Genomic DNA, 16,799 nt, shown 5'->3' with positions numbered 1-16,799 from the left:
ATGGAGGAATACACAAATGGAATACTCACTAGATTCAGCACAAAATAATGGGGCCATCATTAAGGTGATTGGTGTCGGCGGTGGTGGTAACAACGCCGTTAACCGGATGATTGCCGAAGACGTTAAGGGTGTCGAATTTATCGTGGCCAACACGGATGTGCAGGCCCTCGAAGCCTCAAAGGCCGAAACGAAAATTCAACTCGGGCCGAAACTCACCAAGGGTCTTGGTGCCGGAGCTAACCCAGAAGTTGGGGCCAAAGCTGCCGAAGAAAGCGAAGAACAGATCACCGAAGCCTTACAAGGGGCCGACATGGTCTTCGTCACTGCCGGAATGGGCGGTGGTACTGGTAACGGTGCTGCGCCTATCGTGGCTAAAATCGCCAAAGAGGGCGGTGCACTGACGGTTGGGGTTGTTACCCGGCCATTCAGTTTTGAAGGCCCACGGCGGGGTCGTTTCGCCGCTGAAGGGGTTGCCGCAATGAAGGAGAACGTGGACACGTTGATCGTCATTGCCAACAACCGCTTGTTAGAAATCGTTGACAAGAAGACGCCAATGATGGAAGCCTTCCAAGAAGCCGACAATGTCTTACGTCAAGGGGTTCAAGGCATCTCTGACTTGATCACGAGCCCTGGCTATGTCAACTTGGACTTTGCCGACGTGAAGACGGTCATGAAGGACCAAGGGGCAGCCTTAATGGGTATCGGGTCCGCTAACGGTGAAAACCGCACGGAAGACGCTACCAAGAAGGCAATCTCCTCACCACTGCTGGAAGTTTCTATCGATGGGGCCGAACAAGTTCTGTTGAACATCACCGGTGGCCCAGACCTGTCCTTGTTTGAAGCCCAAGCTGCTTCACAAATCGTGTCCGATGCCGCTACTAGCGACGTTAACATTATCTTCGGGACTTCTATTGACGAAGACCTCGGCGATGAGGTTCGGGTCACGGTTATCGCAACGGGGATCGACAAGAAGAAGGAAGAACGCGAAGCTGCCCAACACAGCCGCGTTGCCCGTCGTGCTGAAACTCAACAACCACGGAACACTGATTCCCGCAACGATGCTCCCAGCCAGGAGACTGAAAAGGATCCATTTGGCAACTGGGATATCCGCGAACCAGCGCACCGGCCAGAACCTAAGAGCAGCAACAACACTAGCAGTTCCAACAGTGAATTTGCTGGCGTTGACAAGCCCGATTTCAACATCTTTAACCCGAGTGAAAATGACGCCTCGGTAGCAGATGACAACAAGGGCGAAGACACGCCACCTTTCTTCAAGCGGCGGCGGAAGTAACGTCAATCAGATAGAATTCGTGTTGAGAGGAGTGGCGCACCATGGCGGAGAAGTTTAGTCTCAGCAAATTTTTTGGCATGAACGATGAATATGACGAAGACTACGAGGACGACCCAACAACGGCTCCGGTAGCCCAGTCGAAGCCAACGCCAACCCCCAGTCGACCGGCCGACAGTCGAAAGGTGGTTGCCATGCGATCTGCAAATACTAGTCATATCGCGATCTGCGAACCGCGAATCTATTCCGATGCGAAGTCGATTGCGAAACAGATTACTAGTGGGGATGCGGTCATCGTTAATTTTGCCCGGGTGGATGAATCCCAAGCCCAACGCATCGTGGATTTCCTAAATGGAACCGCGTTTGCCGTGGGTGGCGAAATCAAACGGATCGGTGAACAGATTTTTCTGTGCACCCCCCACAACTTCGAGGTCAGCGGCGATGTTGCCGCCAACCTCGGGACTCAAGTCGCACAATAAAGGAGCAACGCCGTGATACAATTTGTCCTTTTGCTATTTAAAGTCTTGAACTGGGCCGTTAGCGCGTACATCCTGTTGATTGTGGTGTATGCCTTGCTCAGTTGGCTCCCTGGTGGCTATCAGTCAAAATTTGGTCAAATCATTGGCCGACTCGTGGAACCGTTCCTTCACTACTTTGATTTTGTGTCGGTCGGACCACTCGGGTTTGGGCCAGTAGTGGCCATCATCGTCCTCACGTTGGTCCAATACGGACTGTCAGGATTAGAGTCGATGATTCTTAGATTATTATTTACATGAAAATAGGAGGCGAAGAAGTTGGATGAGAATGTGCTACAGCATTTTCGGCCGGACGAAGCCCCGCTGATTGACGCAATTGGCGGCTGGATTCAACAAGTCCAAGACGAATATCGCCCCGTTCTCACGCACTTCTTGAACCCCCGGCAAGTGTACATCGCGTCCACGTTGGCCCGGCGAGCAGACATGCACGTCCGGTTCAATGGGGGCCACGAACACGCTGAAATGCGGCGGGCACTGTTTTATCCGGATTACTACGAACCAGAACCGAAGGACTTTGAGCTGACGGTCCTGCGTGTCGACTATCCCGTGAAATTTGCCACGCTTCATCACAGTCAGATTCTAGGCACGTTGCTGGGTTCAGGCATTGAGCGTGAAATCCTCGGGGATATTCTCACCGATGGCCTGAACTGGCAGGTAATCACGGAAAGCAGCATGGCGGATTACCTGTCGGGCCAGGTCGATCACATCGGCCGGGTCAAGGCACGGTTGCAGACAGAGTCTTGGAACAACTTACTGGTTCCCATGAATGAGTGGGAGACCGAGGGGGCGACACTGTCGTCACTGCGGTTAGATAACATCGTGGGGACGGGCTTTCATTTGTCCCGGCACCGCGCCAAGGAACTGATCGAAGGGGGCAAGGTCCGGTTGAACTGGGCCGAGACCCTGAAACCAGATTTCGAACTAGACGTGGCGGACATCGTGTCCGTGCGTGGCTTTGGCCGGATTCGGCTGGATGAAGTCGTTGGTCGAACGAAGAAGGAAAAGATTCGGGTCACCCTAGCGGTGCTGCAGAAATAGATGCGGAGGGAACAGTGCAATGGTATTAAGTCCATTAGATATTCACAATAAAGAGTTTGGCACAAAGATGCGCGGTTACAACGTTGACGAGGTCAATGATTTCTTGGATCAAGTCATCAAGGATTACCAAATCACGTTGAACCACAACAAAGAATTAGAGGAACAACTGGATGCAGCGAACGAGAAGCTCAAGTACTTTAACGACTTGAAGGATTCCCTGAACCAATCCATCTTGGTTGCGCAAGAGGCCGCCGATAAGGTCAAGGCCAACTCCCAAAAGGAATCTGAGATTATCATTCGCGAAGCCCAGAAGCAAAGCTCTGACATCGTTTCTGAAGCCACGAACAAGGGTAACCAGATCATGAACGAAGCTTCCAAGCGTGCCAAGAAGCTGGCCGTTGAAACCGACGACTTGAAGAAGAGCACGCGGGTCTTCCGGCAACGGCTCCAAGTCATGCTGGAAAGTCAGTTGGAAGTGGTTAAGTCTAACGACTGGGACAGCCTGTTAAAGGAAGGGTCCATGTCCAGCTACGAAGAAATCAAGAAGGTCGTTGGTGACCGGCTTGACAACGACGGGCCTCAGGGCGTACACTCAGAAGCATCCCAACCGGTTGAAGAGACGCCGGTAACGGAAGCCCCTGTGACCGATAGTGGGGACGACAATGGCGAAACCGTTGTGATTTTCCCAGACAACGACCAACCACAGTTTGACAAAGATAATAATTAGGCACTGAGAAAAGAACTGTTCAAAAAGAAGGTACTAGCGAGTTAGCGATGGTGGAAGGCTAACGCCCGCTCTTTTTGTCCGGTATCATTCCCAAAGCTCCACGGCTGAACTCTTAGTAAGCGGTGGCGGGTACGGCACGTTACGTCGTTTGAGGGTGGGTTGCGTTTGCCGTTTCGGCTGCGCGGCCTGCTAAATTTGGGTGGTACCACGAAAACGACTTCGTCCCTAGCGGCAAGTCGTTTTTTGTTTGCTCTTTTCTGTTGGTCGTTGGGACTGCGCTCCCGGCGGTGACTTTCAAGATGCCCTGCTATGGGGAACGCCTGCAGCCTGAGGGGCGGTCTTCCGGCTCGCTTTGAAGCCACGAAAGGCACGCGTCTCCAAAGTCGTCCCATGCTGTAAACGACTAAAGAACAGTCGTTAACACCATCGACACAGCAGGACATCTTGAGTCACCTCTGGTCGCTCACAACGGCCAACCGAAAGGCAAACAAACACTTGGTTTTGTATGGGTGTTGATTGTCGCTCCCGGCGGTGACTTTCAAGATGCCCTGCTGTGGGGACCGCCTGCAGCCTGAGGGGCGGTCTTCCGGCTCGCTTTGAAGCCACGAAAGGCACGTGTCTCCAAAGTCGTCCCATGCTGTAAACGACTAAAAAACAGTCGTTAACACCATCGACACAGCAGGACATCTTGAGTCACCTCTGGTCGCTGAGGCTAGTGGTGCCAGTGTTAGTTTGTTTTAGTGGCCGATCACTTTTGCCTGTAGTGAATGCCAGCCTCGCCGGTCAACTTGACCGGTAACACGGGGTTTACAGTAACAGCTCGTCTTAGCCGGGAGGGGTGTGAAAATGGACTCAGCCGGTGGATTTCCTGAGGTTTCCTCAGGAAATGGCGACTTTGAAACTCGGTCCTCAGAGGTTCAAAGCGAGCTTGAAGACCGCTCTTTGGCTTCGAGCGTCCTACCACCAGCGTTCCGGTCCATTTTCACGCCCCGGTAGGCGGAGGGCAAAGACCAGTCGAAGGTTTTAACGCAATGAGAATTAACGGTCGGGTTGACCGGTGAGCTGAGGTCGGGAAACGGCTTGAGCTCACCGGTTCACCAACCGAGGAACAAATTTTAAGGAGGAAATACGGTATGCGAGTGAAAGACACGCTGAACTTGGGTAAGACCAAGTTTAAGATGCGCGGTAATTTACCAGTCAAAGAAGTTGACCGGCAAAAAGCCTGGGCAGACAACAAGATTTACGAAGCCCGTCAAAAGTTAAACGAAGGGAAGCCATCATTTATTTTACATGATGGGCCGCCATACGCGAACGGCCCCATCCACATGGGTCATGCGATGAACAAGATTTCCAAGGATATCATTGTTCGTTACAAGTCCATGAATGGGTTCCGTGCCCCTTACGTTCCCGGCTGGGATACGCATGGTCTGCCAATTGAACAACAATTGACGAAGGCCGGTTACGACCGCAAGAAGATGTCGACCGCTGAGTTCCGTGACCTCTGTCGCGACTACGCTTTGAAGCAAGTCGACTTACAACGCGATGGTTTCAAACGGCTGGGTGTTTCTGCCGAATGGGACAATCCTTACCTGACTTTGAAGCCTGAATTTGAGGCCGCTGAAGTCCGCGTCTTTGGTGAATTTGCCAAGCGTGGGTTAATCTACAAGGGTAAGAAGCCCGTTTACTGGTCATGGTCATCTGAATCTGCGATGGCTGAAGCCGAAGTGGAATACCACGATGTAACGTCACCATCCGCTTTCTACGGCGAAAAGGTCGTTGACGGCAAGGGTGTCTTAGACGATGACACTTACCTGGTCGTTTGGACCACGACGCCTTGGACGATTCCTGGTTCTGAAGGGATCACCATCGATGCTGGTATCGAATACGCCGTTGTCCAACCCGCTGGGGAAGACCGGAAATTCGTTTTGGCTAGCGACTTAGTGGCTGAAAATGCCGAACGTTTCGGTTGGGAAGACGTCAAAGTCTTGAAGACCGTCATGGGGCAAGACATGGACAACATCATTGCCCAACACCCATTCATCGCTGACCGTAAGCTGGTCGTGATGTTAGGCGACTTCGTGACGACTGACTCCGGGACTGGTCTGGTTCATACCGCACCAGGTTTAGGGGAAGACGACTTTAACGTTGGTAAGCTCTACAACCTGCCTGTCTTGGTGCCCGTTAACGACCAAGGGTACATGACCGCCGAAGCCGGCGAAGACTTTGATGGCGTGTTCTACGAAGATGCCAACCAGATCGCCTTGGACAAGTTGAAGGCCAGCAACGCCTTACTGAAGTACATGCCATACGAACACAGTTACCCATTTGACTGGCGGACCAAGAAGCCCGTTATCTTCCGGGCAACGCCACAATGGTTCGCGTCCGTGGACAAGATCCGTGATGAAATCTTGGCTTCCTTACAAGACGTTAAGTTCCAACCAGATTGGGGCAAGCGTCGTTTGGAAAACATGATCAAGGACCGTGGCGATTGGGTTATCTCCCGTCAACGGGTCTGGGGTGTGCCACTGCCAATCTTCTATGGTGAAGACGGTGAAGCTATCATCACGCCAGAAACGGTCGACCACGTGGCTGATTTATTTGGCAAGTACGGTTCCAACATCTGGTTCAAGCGTGAAGCCAAGGATCTCTTGCCCGAAGGCTTTACCAGCGAACACTCACCAAATGGCGAATTCACGAAGGAAACCGACATCATGGATGTTTGGTTTGACTCCGGTTCGTCTCACCAGGGTGTGCTGGCCGAACGCGACTACCTGGACTTCCCAGCTGACCTTTACCTGGAAGGTTCCGACCAATACCGTGGCTGGTTCAACTCTAGTTTGATCACTAGTGTTGCCGCTACTGGCAAGGCCCCATACAAGCAGGTCGTGTCACAAGGGTTCACGTTGGACAAGGACGGGCACAAGATGTCCAAGTCCATCGGGAACACGATTGCGCCTAGTGAAATCATCCAGAAGATGGGTGCCGACATCGTGCGTCTCTGGGTAACCTCCGTGGATACCTCAGCCGACGTGCGGGTCTCAACGGAATCCTTCGTGAAGATTTCCGACAGTTACAAGAAACTGCGGAACACGATGCGTTACCTGTTGGCCAACACCAGTGACTTTGATCCCGAAAAGGATGCGGTTGCCTTTGATCAGCTGACTGCCGTTGACCGACACATGCTGTATCAACTGAATGAATTCACCAAGAGCGTCAAGGCCCACTACGACAACTTTGACTTCCTGAACATCTACAAGGAACTCATCAACTTTGTCGTCAGTGACCTGTCCGCGTTCTACCTCGACTTTGCCAAGGATGTGCTGTACATCGAGGCAGAAGACAGTGCTGCGCGTCGGTCCATGCAGACCGTCTTCTACCAAATTGCCGTGACCTTGACCAAGTTGATCACGCCAATCCTGCCACACACGGCCGAAGAAATCTGGGGCTTCCTGAAAGAACCAGAAGACTTCGTGCAATTGGCTGAAATGCCCGCTGTGATGGACATGGATGACGCCGTGGAAGTCAAAGACGACGAACACAAATCCGCTTGGGACCACTTCATGGACCTGCGGAGCCACGTTCTGAAGGCTTTGGAAGAAGCGCGTGACGCCAAGTTAATCGGGAAAGCCGCTGAAGCCCACCTGGACTTGTACGTGGACGATGCGACCCAGAGCCTCTTGGACAATCTGAACGTAAACGTGCAACAAATCCTCTTGGTTTCCGGTTTAGACGTTGCGAAGTTGGACCAAGCCCCAGCTGACGCCCTGAACTTTGGTGACATGGCCGTGAAGGTCTCCGCCGCTGCCGGTGAGGTCTGTGACCGTTGTCGGTTGACCAAGGAAGACGTTGGTAGCGATTCTGACTACCCACACTTCTGTGCCCGCTGTGCCGCTATCGTTCGGGCCAACTACCCTGAAACGGCAACTGAAGGTTTTGAAGAAAAATAAGCTTAATCGCTAATCTGAAGAGTCCCATCGCTGACAGAACGTCGGTGGTGGGACTTTTTTTGGGTAAAATTTGGTCAAGCTGGCGCCGGACCGTACCGCCTAAGAACCATTGTTTGCGGTCGACCGTTCAAGCGAGTATAATTTGCACTATGTATGGGAGGGAACACGATGTTAACTGGAAAAGTAAAGAGTTACAATGAACAACGCGGTTTTGGCTTCATCACCACGCCCGCAGACGGCGACATCTTCGTGTACTACACGGCCATCGTCGGGGAAGGGTTCAAAAAGTTAGAAGCTGGTCAGACCGTGCAATTTGTGATTGTTCAAGGCATGCGTGGCCTCCAAGCGGCAAAAGTAACGCCCGTTGTGACGGGTACTACTGAGGAGGCTTAGGCATGGACTTAGAAGAGCACGTTGAATCGACCGAGAAACTCTACGACGGTGTGATTGTGAAGCTGGAACGTCAGCGGGTCCGCCTACCGAATGGGGATACGGCTTCGAGAGAAATTGTGCGTCACGCGGGTGCCGTGGGCATTTTAGCGTTGACGGACGATCATAAAATGATTTTGGAACGGCAATGGCGCGCGCCCATCGCAGCGGCCACGTTGGAAATTCCAGCTGGTAAATTAGACAGCCGGGATGCCGACAACGTGGAACACGCGGTGATGCGTGAGCTCAACGAAGAAATTCGTTACCAACCGGGCCAGTTAAAACGGATTACCGGATTTTATTCTAGCGTCGGTTTTTCTGATGAATACATGACGCTCTTTTTGGCGACTGATTTGAAACCCGTCACGACCGAATTGCCCCGGGACCAAGGGGAAAACTTGGAGCTGTTGACGGTGACCAAGGAAGAAGCTCAGGCCATGATTGACAGCGGCGAAATCAGCGACGCGAAGACAATTACGGCCATCTATTACTGGTTATTACAGAAGTAGGTGACAGCAATGCGTTCAGACGATGAACAAGATAGTCCCAAGACCCGCGCCGATTACCGACGGGAGCAGGAGCGTGCCGAGCAGGAATTTCAGGAACGCGACCGCAAACGGGTGCAAGTTGAAAAAGAATATGCCCGCACACACGGTGGTGAAAAGCCCAGTGACGACGAACCCACTGAACAGCGGGTCAATCCCGTGGACAGCAAACAGCAACGGCTAGGGCGACGGCTCAATTGGGCAATCTTCTGGCTGGTGCTTTTGATTATTGCGGTTTACCTCATCCTCTTCTTCCTCGACTAAGCTTTACCCTTGCTTTGTCGCCGACAGCTGGCAAGTCCGCCACCCTGTGGGGCGACCTCTGAAGCCTGAGAAGCGGTCTTCAGAGGCGCTTTGAACCTCGGAAATCACGAGTTTCAAAGTCGTCCCGTGCTGTAAGGCCGGGAAAATCGCCCGACCAAACAGCACCGACACAGGGTTCTGGGCTTACCAGCTTTACGGCTAAGACAGGTTAAAGCCACCGGACTTTGGTGGCTTGATTTGGTTGAGTGTGAGTGAAGCTAAGTTAACTGGGATGAGACTTTGTATCTATAAGGTATACATCATTTCACCTTTTAAAAATTAATGGATAGCAGTGACTCGCAATCACTGGTGTCGGGTTAAACCGGTGTGAGCCGTGAGGCGCCAGCTAGTAGTTGCGTCATGAATATTAGAAACTAAATAAAAAACAACGGGTTTATCATTAACTGTTGGGTGAGCCGTGAGGGTAGTGCAAATGGGCTCAGCCGGGGGATTTTCTGAGTGTTTTGTTCAGAAAATGGCGACTTTGAAACGCGTTTTTAGCGGTTCAAAGCGAGTCTGAAGACCGCACCTTGGCTTCAGGCGTCCTTCCACCAGCGTTCCGGCCCATTTTCACTGCCCGGTAGGCGCTGGACCCGACTCGTTAAATGATAAACCACGAATAGGAGTGGACACACGATATGACATTTGGCATTCTCTGCGCCATGGAAGAAGAAATTAAAGAACTGCACGAAGCCCTGGAAGACGCTCAAACCACGAGCATTCACGGTTTGGAATTTTATCAAGGCACGATTCACGGGCAATCCGTTGTCCTGGTTCGTTCCGGGATTGGTAAAGTTGAGGCCGGCTTGACCACGGCCCTGCTGATCACCCAATTTGACGTTGATATCGTCATCAACTCGGGGTCAGCCGGCGCCTTGGCCCCTGACCTGAACATCGGTGACGTGGTCGTTTCCACTGAAACGGCTTACCATGATGCCGATGCCCGGGCCTTTGGCTACGAATACGGTCAATTACCCCAACAGCCAGCTCGATTTGAAGCGTCCAAAGAATGGGGCGAAAAGATCGTGGCGGCCGCTGCGGATACCGGTTTGAAGACCAAATTAGGCCTGATTGTGTCCGGTGACCAATTCTTGAACAGTCCTGAAACCATTAAGGACATCATGGGTCACTTCCCAGATGCTTTATCTGGCGAAATGGAAGGGGCCGCTGTTGGTCAAGTGGCGCATCAATTTGACGTGCCATACGTGGTGGTTCGGGCCATGTCCGACAACGCCGACAACGATTCCGGCGTTAACTTTGACGACTTTATTATTGACGCGGGGCACCGCTCTGCACAAATGTTATTAGCCTTGTTAGCTGCACAGAACTAACTCGGCTCTTCAGGAGGTTTTTAGGGTGCAAGAGATTCACATTGATAACAGTAATGCCGTCCGGGAAATCTACCTGGACAACGCCGCCACCACACCGATGGCGCCAGAGGTTTTAAATGAAATGGTCGACAAGATGGCTAACGTGTACGGCAACGCTTCAACCCTGTATGGTTTGGGTCGGCAAGCACACACGGTCATGGAAAACAGTCGCCAAGTGATCGCCAAGAGCATTAACGCGGCTCACGATGAAGAAATCATCTTCACCAGTGGGGGGAGTGAAAGTGACAACACTGCCATTACCCAGACCGCGTTGACGCGTCAATCCTTGGGCAAACACATCATTACCACCGCGATTGAACACGAAGCCGTGCTCAAGCCCCTGCATGCGTTGGAGGAACAAGGCTTTGACGTGACCTATTTGCCAGTCGACGAACACGGACGCATCAGCCTGGACGACTTCAAGGCGGCCCTGCGTGATGACACGATTCTGGTGACCATCATGATGGGGAACAACGAGGTCGGCAGCCGGATGCCAATCCACGAAATTGGTGAGATTTTAAAGGATCATCAGGCGTGGTTCCACACCGATGCCGTGCAGGCTTACGGGTCACTCGACATCGACGTGCAGCGTGACCACATCGACATGCTTTCGACGTCCGCGCATAAGATCAACGGCCCCAAGATGATTGGCTTCCTGTACAAACGTGAAGGCGTGAACTTCCCGAGCTTGATCAAGGGTGGCGACCAGGAAGAGAAGCGGCGTGCCGGGACGGAAAATGTGCCCGCCATCGCTGGAATGGCCGTGGCCGCTAAGCTGTTGACGCCGGAAGTGAAGGCTGAAAAGCGGGCCCGGTTCCACGGCTTCAAGCAACAAGTCGTTGACGGTCTGACCAAGAATGGTGTGGACTTTGCCATCAACGGCTCGCTGGAAGGCGAGAACCTGGAGCACGTCTTAAACATCTGGATCAAGGGGATTTCGACCTACGTGATGCAAACGAACCTGGACTTGGCGGGCATCGCCGTTTCTGGGGGATCTGCCTGCACGGCCGGGTCAATCGAACCGTCACACGTGTTGACCGCCATGTTTGGCGCCGACAGCCCCCGCATTGCGGAGTCGATTCGGTTATCCTTTGGTTCACAAACGACGAGCGACGACATTGACGCGTTTATTAAGAACGTCAGTGCCATCGTGAAGCGACTTTCAAAGAACGAGGTGAAGTAACATGTTATTTGAAAAAGAAATGAAGATCACGGGTGACACGGATACTTACGAATTGCACCCAAATATTAAGGCTTACGCGTTGAAGGACGTGGGTTTCCAAGTCTCCAACGCCGGCAACTACACGCTGGAACGGTCGGTTGACCCAACGTCGCCTTACAACAAGAATCAGATGTTAAAGGTCGTCGTGGCCAAGGACCTCAGCGGATTCAAGATGTCCACGACCAACGCGTCCGGCAACGCCCGGGTCAACATTTTCAAGGGCGCCCACGCCGAGGGCAATGTGGAACAGTACCATTTCATTCTGCAAAACCTGATTGACCGGGAAATTTTACAGAAGAAGTAATAAGAGTGGGACGACAGGCGGTTAGCTGGCGAGCATTAAGGCTGATAGTCGAATAATCCCGGGTTTGGATTGTTTGGCTATCAGGTTTAAGCGGAACCAGCTGCCTGGTGGCGCACGTTTCGACCATGTAAATTGCACAGCGAAAAGTCTGGAATATCCTTTCCAGGCTTTTTTGTCCTTACTGACTTCAAGGCACTTAGCTAAGTCTGGGTGTGTTAGCCGCTGGTATTTTCGAGCGGCTTTTTAGTTTCCAACCCAAAATTGTCTGGTTAGGCATTTTCACCCGCCATTCAGGATCGCCAAACAGGTATCGATAGTACGTGTACTATCGGTATCGTGTCTTGATATTTATTTTAAAAATGGATAGTATTAAGTGTGTGAAATGTTAATATAAAATATATTTTGGGAGAGGGGTGAGTTGAGGCCGACTAGGTTTATCTGAGGAGATTAATCGTTAGTAGAGTAGCTATCGTGTAGCCTTAGTGGGCTATTTTTGGTCAAATCTAAATCAACTAGCACCAAGCGTAATCGTGATAGACATGAGTACCAGATTGCGACAACTATTGGGTACCTAATGGTCGTCGGTTATTTTTACATGGGTCGGGAGGACTACTAATTGCTTTCTTGCAATCTGTGGGACCCATGATGGCAGCATAAAAATATTGAGACAAAGGAAGCAGATCAAAGTGAACAAATTAATTAAGGGCGCAGTAGTGGGCGCGTTGGTTGCTGGCGTGAACTTGGCATTTTTGACCGTGGATTCATCCACGGCGATGGCAAAAACGACGGCTGCTAAAGTCATTAGTTCAAAGAAAATACATAGAACGACGTATTATCCGAATGGCGGGACGCTCTATACGAGTAAGAAGCTCACGACTAAGTCAGCTAAGTCCCTTAAAATGGTGAAAACCGCACTGTATGCAACGAAGTCGGCTAAACTTAAAAGGACGACAGGTAAGAAGGTCACGTATTACTACGTCAAGAATAAACGGGGCAGTGTTAAGGGCTGGATTGGGAGAGGCTATCTCAGTAAGACTAAGAATTTAGCGCAACGTCGTTCGGATATGCGTGGCGTGCAAGCGGCTGTGCGGTGGCTACCTAAGGTCAAACCAACGAAGGGGATGACGACCTATGATCGGCGAGATGATGAAAATCGCCTATTTAAGATCATGAAGCCGGTCAATGCTTACAAGTCGGCAGTATCTTATCCAGGTCTCGGACTCCCCGACGCGATTGCTTACATGTATGCAACGAAGCCTAAAGAATCACGAGCAATCCTTGAAGCTTACAGCGTTTTCAAGGGCCGCTTCGATAAAAAGACGAATGCAAAGTTAGCAAAGTTGAGCAAGCGCGTTGAAAAGAAAGTAAACATCTCAGACACATCGATGCATGATGATCAGGCGCTAGGTGCGACTGAAAACCTAATCCACGCTTTAAAGAAGGCTGTGAAAGGTCTGGATTAGGCGTAGCATCAATTACTAAATATTTAAGCCAAAAGTCTGGAATATTCTTCCAGGCTTTTTTTCGCGAAAAATTGAGTTGGTGGGAAAAGGTCGTTGTGTTTTTAGTGAGTTGAACGTAAAGTTGCTTGTAAGTGTGATTTGCTGGGGTGACCTAAATTCTTTGAGTAGTAAGTAAGGGATAGTGAGTTGATTGTGACGCCACTTATCGGTCAACTCAAATGCCTCAATTTTGTTCGATAATAAACATACATGCTCAACTGTTGATTATAAGAACGAAACTCGCTATGATGACAGCAATGGCAGTCAAAACTAACTTGGTCTCAAGTGTGTAATCAATCAGATAGTTAAGGGACAACACGATTGTGCGCAGAACTAGGATTGTTCACGGAAATGGTGAACTGAGGGCGTCTATGTCAGTGACCAGAGGTAGATCAAGATACACAGCTGTGTCGATGGTCTTAGCTGAGTGGGTTATTCTCAGCTTAGAGCATGGGGCGACCTTTGAGACAGCACTGTGGCTCAAAGTCGAGGTGGAAGCCCGGTTCTCAGGCTGGAACCGACCCCACAGCAGGGTATCTTGAATCTGCCGTCGGGAACGAAAGCAGTCGTCTCAGTTGACCATTCGTGAATGCGTAGATTTGGGGGAATATATTGTGAATGAAATTGCGGGCGTCACCTTTTTTCAACGAGACTTGACCTATCCCACGAACCGTAATCGACTGCGGCTCGTGTACACTAAACCGGTGAATGCGTTATTCCGGGAACACCGGGTCTACAGCGAGATTCACTCGCGGGACAGTCGCTTTAAAATTGATCAGGACAAAATTTTCTTTGGCAATCAGGCCGTCATCGAACCCTACACGGCGTTTGGTCGGGGCGCGGCCTTTCATGCGATGGGGGCGTTCAGTTATTCCTGGAGCGTACTGCCGGTGAACACGGTGGTCGGACGCTACTCCTCGATTGCGGCGGGGTCGAGCGTGATGAACGTGGACCACGCGCTGCACCACTTTACGACGTCGAGCCTGACGTTTGACCACTACCATCAGCCGTTTAACGACTACTTGGCGGACCATCCTGCGTCTAAATTTGATAGCATCGGCCAGGATGGGATGTATCAGATTAAGCCGGTGGTGATCGGCAACGACGTGTGGATTGGCAAGGGTTGTGTGTTTGGCAACAAGGGCATCGTGGTCAACGACGGGGCAGTCGTGGCCGCGGGGTCGTTGGTGACCAAGGATGTGCCGCCGTACGCGGTCGTTGGTGGCTGGCCGGCCAGGGTGATCAAGTTTCGCTTTGACTTCGCCACGATTCACGAGTTGATGGCGCTGAAATGGTGGCAGTACGATTTCGGCCAATTCAGTGATATTGAGGTCCAGGAGGATATTGGCCAGTTTATTGAAAAAATCCGGGCAGCGGAGGCGGCGGGGACGCTGGTGCCTTACGCGCCGGACCCCTTGACGTTGGCGGACGTTCAGGCAGCGACGGAACGGGAGGAAGCTTAAATGACAACGGTGATTAGACACAATACCTTCTTTCAGCGCGACGTGCAGTTGACCGAAAAGCCGCGGGCCATTACGGTCCCCGTTCAGCCGGCCGTCGATGATTATTTGCGGGCGCATCACATCTATACCCGCTTTAATTCGGCGGCCTCCCGGTTCAAGGTCGGAACCGACCAGATTCGCTGGGGCGCGACCGCTAGCATTGAACCCTATACCACGTTCGGTCGCGGCACGGCCTTTTACGCGATGGGGTCGTTCAGTTATGCCTGGAGTCAGCTGCCGGTAAACACGGTGGTTGGCCGCTACACCTCGATTGGCAACCGGGTCCGTCAGCTGGGCCATAACCATCCCCTGGACCGGTTCACCACCTCGAGTGTCAGCTTCGATGGCAAACTGGCGGCATATCAGGATTATTTGCAAACGAGTGGCCAGACTTACCGTCCCGTGGCCAATCCAGCCGCGGTAGTCCAGCCTGTCGCCATTGGCAACGACGTTTTGATTGGTGACGACGTGGTCTTTGGCAACCATGGCGTGGTGGTCAGTGACGGTGCGGTGGTCGCCGCCGGAAGTCTGGTGACGCATGACGTGCCGCCGTACGCGGTCGTGGCGGGCTGGCCGGCTCGAATCATCAAGTACCGCTTTGACTTTCCGACGATTGACCGGCTGCTCGACCTGCGCTGGTGGCAGTACGACTTTGGCCGCTTCGGTGAAATTGCCGCGGACGCACGGATCGAACCCTTTATTGCCCAACTGGAAAATCTAGTGGTCGCGCAAGGGTTGCAGCCGTTCGACCCAGAACCGGTCACGGCTGAGGCGATGCAGTCGGTGGTCAGCGAAACGTAAAAAAACAGGCTAGCCGTTGGGTGGCTAGCCTGTTAGCGTTGTGCGCGAAGCTACTGTCATCGACGACTAAACAATGGTCGCGCGTGACACCAAAATAAACTTGAGGACCGCAATCAGCAGCAGGAGAATCTGCAGGCTGAGGTCGGCCTCGTTTAGAAAATGATGGTCCTTGGTCGTGGTGAAGAAATCAAAGTGGCCCGTTAGCGTGACCAGAGCGAGAAAACTGATGACGGCGAGGACGATGGGCTGGGTCGTCAGGGCGGCAAGAATCAGTAACAGCAACGTGACGCCAAACAGACCTTCCTGCAACTTGGAATTTTGTTGGACAACGTGCATGATGATCCCTCCAGTGAGTCCGGTAGACGGTACTGGGCTCGTTTGATACCGCCATTATGCCGGATTCTAGCGAAATGGCCAGTCGCCGCAACTATTTTGGCAGAGATGGGTTAGCGAACTATCATAATTGACCGCGAAATCTTGCAAAAAAGTAGTGGCTGATTGCAACTAAAAACCGCCGCTCTCCATAATGGGGACGGCGGTTTTATTAGGCTAAATTTTGCCGCACTGCGGCTGCCAGGGATTCCGCCTGCTGTGGGGACGCTTCAGACTGGAAAAACACCAGTCTTCTCGCTCGCTTTGAAGCCACGAAGATCACGTGTCTCCAAAGTCGCCCATATTGTGAGCTAGCCACTGGCCAGCTCACAATATTACCACGGCTGGCTGCATCCCTGTCCTCCTCCGGCTCCACTTGTGTTTTATCACGACAATAGTCGGAAAACCTGGAGACGTAGAACTTTCAGCCTTTAGCTCACCAACTAGACCCAAAACCATCATCTAGGTCTTGAACATAGTTTGGTGACTGATTTGGTTGGAGAAACTGGCAGAGTTCTGCTGGTTGAAAATCAATCTTGGCGAGCTGTTCTGGTGTTTTCCAGAGTAAGCGATCGCCATTACAGGTGGTCGCTGGTAAGGCGACTGTCGTTTCGACTTGAAATAGGAGTACCACTTGTTGCCAGGTTTCGTCAGGAATCGTGACGTGATGGTCGGCCACCGCTAGTAAGTGAATCGGGGTGACTTCAACTCCCAGCTCCTCACGAAATTCACGGACAATGGCCGTCGCAGCGGATTCGTGGAGTTTGACACGACCACCGATCAAGACGACGTCGGCGGTGGTCGAGGTGGTGACGAGAATGCGGCCGGTCGCATCAAAGATGGTGCCAGCTGCGCGGTAGTTGAAGTTTCCGTTGGTCGTTTCTAACGTGATGTCATTGGGCTCGTGTTCCAT

At 52.0% G+C, this 16,799-nt stretch carries 17 protein-coding genes; 15 read left to right on the top strand and 2 right to left on the bottom strand.

Annotation, left to right across the window (positions count from 1 at the left end; genetic code table 11):
* The first annotated feature begins 16 nt into the window (after positions 1-16).
* The 15 genes from ftsZ to EKM84_RS01815 all read left to right on the top strand — a co-directional run bounded on the left by ftsZ (position 17) and on the right by EKM84_RS01815 (position 15,514).
* On the top strand, positions 17-1,291 hold the full coding sequence (gene ftsZ, locus EKM84_RS01885; RefSeq protein WP_125763084.1) for a cell division protein FtsZ: 1,275 nt from the start codon (positions 17-19) through the stop codon (positions 1,289-1,291).
* Positions 1,292-1,332: 41 nt separating this feature from the next.
* On the top strand, positions 1,333-1,767 hold the full coding sequence (locus EKM84_RS01880) for a cell division protein SepF (protein WP_125763082.1): 435 nt from the start codon (positions 1,333-1,335) through the stop codon (positions 1,765-1,767).
* 12 nt (positions 1,768-1,779) lie between these two features.
* Complete coding sequence (locus EKM84_RS01875) at positions 1,780-2,064, top strand: YggT family protein (protein WP_125763080.1); 285 nt, start codon at positions 1,780-1,782, stop codon at positions 2,062-2,064.
* 18 nt (positions 2,065-2,082) lie between these two features.
* Positions 2,083-2,862 (top strand): YlmH family RNA-binding protein, encoded by a 780-nt coding sequence (locus tag EKM84_RS01870; RefSeq protein ID WP_125763078.1) that lies wholly within the window; start codon positions 2,083-2,085, stop codon positions 2,860-2,862.
* A 19-nt stretch (positions 2,863-2,881) separates the two neighbouring features.
* Entirely contained in the window at positions 2,882-3,589 is a 708-nt protein-coding gene (locus EKM84_RS01865) for a DivIVA domain-containing protein (protein ID WP_125763076.1), read from the top strand.
* Between the two features lie 1,133 nt (positions 3,590-4,722).
* A complete protein-coding gene (gene ileS / locus EKM84_RS01860) occupies positions 4,723-7,536 on the top strand; it encodes an isoleucine--tRNA ligase (RefSeq protein WP_125763074.1) in 2,814 nt (937 codons plus the stop codon).
* 168 nt (positions 7,537-7,704) lie between these two features.
* Positions 7,705-7,929, top strand: coding sequence for a cold-shock protein (locus EKM84_RS01855; RefSeq protein WP_125763072.1), 225 nt, complete (start codon positions 7,705-7,707; stop codon positions 7,927-7,929).
* A 2-nt stretch (positions 7,930-7,931) separates the two neighbouring features.
* Positions 7,932-8,474: an NUDIX hydrolase gene (locus EKM84_RS01850; protein ID WP_125763070.1), complete on the top strand. Its 543-nt coding sequence runs from the start codon at positions 7,932-7,934 to the stop codon at positions 8,472-8,474.
* A 9-nt stretch (positions 8,475-8,483) separates the two neighbouring features.
* Positions 8,484-8,774 carry a hypothetical protein gene (locus EKM84_RS01845; protein WP_125763068.1) on the top strand — a complete coding sequence of 97 codons (291 nt, stop codon included), beginning with the start codon at positions 8,484-8,486 and terminating at the stop codon, positions 8,772-8,774.
* 677 nt (positions 8,775-9,451) lie between these two features.
* Positions 9,452-10,144, top strand: coding sequence for a 5'-methylthioadenosine/adenosylhomocysteine nucleosidase (locus tag EKM84_RS01840; RefSeq protein WP_125763066.1), 693 nt, complete (start codon positions 9,452-9,454; stop codon positions 10,142-10,144).
* A gap of 97 nt (positions 10,145-10,241) precedes the next feature.
* The gene (locus EKM84_RS01835) at positions 10,242-11,366 is read left to right on the top strand and encodes a cysteine desulfurase family protein (protein WP_404819500.1); all 1,125 of its coding nucleotides are present in this window, start codon (positions 10,242-10,244) and stop codon (positions 11,364-11,366) included.
* Between the two features lies 1 nt (position 11,367).
* Positions 11,368-11,709, top strand: a complete 342-nt coding sequence (locus EKM84_RS01830; RefSeq protein WP_125763062.1) for a DUF1831 domain-containing protein — start codon at positions 11,368-11,370, stop codon at positions 11,707-11,709.
* A 686-nt stretch (positions 11,710-12,395) separates the two neighbouring features.
* Entirely contained in the window at positions 12,396-13,172 is a 777-nt protein-coding gene (locus EKM84_RS01825) for a hypothetical protein (protein WP_125763060.1), read from the top strand.
* A gap of 653 nt (positions 13,173-13,825) precedes the next feature.
* Positions 13,826-14,674: a CatB-related O-acetyltransferase gene (locus EKM84_RS01820; protein ID WP_125763058.1), complete on the top strand. Its 849-nt coding sequence runs from the start codon at positions 13,826-13,828 to the stop codon at positions 14,672-14,674.
* Entirely contained in the window at positions 14,675-15,514 is an 840-nt protein-coding gene (locus EKM84_RS01815) for a CatB-related O-acetyltransferase (RefSeq protein ID WP_125763056.1), read from the top strand.
* Between the two features lie 66 nt (positions 15,515-15,580).
* Here the strand turns inward: EKM84_RS01815 and EKM84_RS01810 are convergent, their stop codons facing one another.
* Positions 15,581-15,850 carry a hypothetical protein gene (locus EKM84_RS01810; protein WP_125763054.1) on the bottom strand — a complete coding sequence of 90 codons (270 nt, stop codon included), beginning with the start codon at positions 15,848-15,850 and terminating at the stop codon, positions 15,581-15,583.
* Between the two features lie 472 nt (positions 15,851-16,322).
* Positions 16,323-16,799 carry an NUDIX domain-containing protein gene (locus EKM84_RS01805; protein ID WP_125763052.1) on the bottom strand — a complete coding sequence of 159 codons (477 nt, stop codon included), beginning with the start codon at positions 16,797-16,799 and terminating at the stop codon, positions 16,323-16,325.

Source organism: Levilactobacillus mulengensis, from assembly GCF_003946045.1.
In the GTDB taxonomy this organism is placed as follows: Bacteria; Bacillota; Bacilli; order Lactobacillales; family Lactobacillaceae; genus Levilactobacillus; species Levilactobacillus mulengensis.
The sequence above is the reverse complement of the archived record's forward strand: the minus strand, read 5'-3'. Positions and strand labels throughout refer to the sequence as shown.

Excerpts from the sequence above, each read along its gene's own strand:
- EKM84_RS01845 (WP_125763068.1), top strand. The coding sequence starts at position 8,484 with ATGCGTTCAGACGATGAACAAGATAGTCCCAAGACCCGCGCCGATTAC.
- EKM84_RS01835 (WP_404819500.1), top strand. The coding sequence starts at position 10,242 with ATGGCGCCAGAGGTTTTAAATGAAATGGTCGACAAGATGGCTAACGTG.
- ileS (WP_125763074.1), top strand. The coding sequence starts at position 4,723 with ATGCGAGTGAAAGACACGCTGAACTTGGGTAAGACCAAGTTTAAGATG.
- EKM84_RS01855 (WP_125763072.1), top strand. The coding sequence starts at position 7,705 with ATGTTAACTGGAAAAGTAAAGAGTTACAATGAACAACGCGGTTTTGGC.
- EKM84_RS01830 (WP_125763062.1), top strand. The coding sequence starts at position 11,368 with ATGTTATTTGAAAAAGAAATGAAGATCACGGGTGACACGGATACTTAC.
- EKM84_RS01865 (WP_125763076.1), top strand. The coding sequence starts at position 2,882 with ATGGTATTAAGTCCATTAGATATTCACAATAAAGAGTTTGGCACAAAG.
- EKM84_RS01805 (WP_125763052.1), bottom strand. The coding sequence starts at position 16,799 with ATGGAACACGAGCCCAATGACATCACGTTAGAAACGACCAACGGAAAC.
- EKM84_RS01840 (WP_125763066.1), top strand. The coding sequence starts at position 9,452 with ATGACATTTGGCATTCTCTGCGCCATGGAAGAAGAAATTAAAGAACTG.
- EKM84_RS01815 (WP_125763056.1), top strand. The coding sequence starts at position 14,675 with ATGACAACGGTGATTAGACACAATACCTTCTTTCAGCGCGACGTGCAG.
- EKM84_RS01880 (WP_125763082.1), top strand. The coding sequence starts at position 1,333 with ATGGCGGAGAAGTTTAGTCTCAGCAAATTTTTTGGCATGAACGATGAA.
- EKM84_RS01810 (WP_125763054.1), bottom strand. The coding sequence starts at position 15,850 with ATGCACGTTGTCCAACAAAATTCCAAGTTGCAGGAAGGTCTGTTTGGC.
- ftsZ (WP_125763084.1), top strand. The coding sequence starts at position 17 with ATGGAATACTCACTAGATTCAGCACAAAATAATGGGGCCATCATTAAG.
- EKM84_RS01850 (WP_125763070.1), top strand. The coding sequence starts at position 7,932 with ATGGACTTAGAAGAGCACGTTGAATCGACCGAGAAACTCTACGACGGT.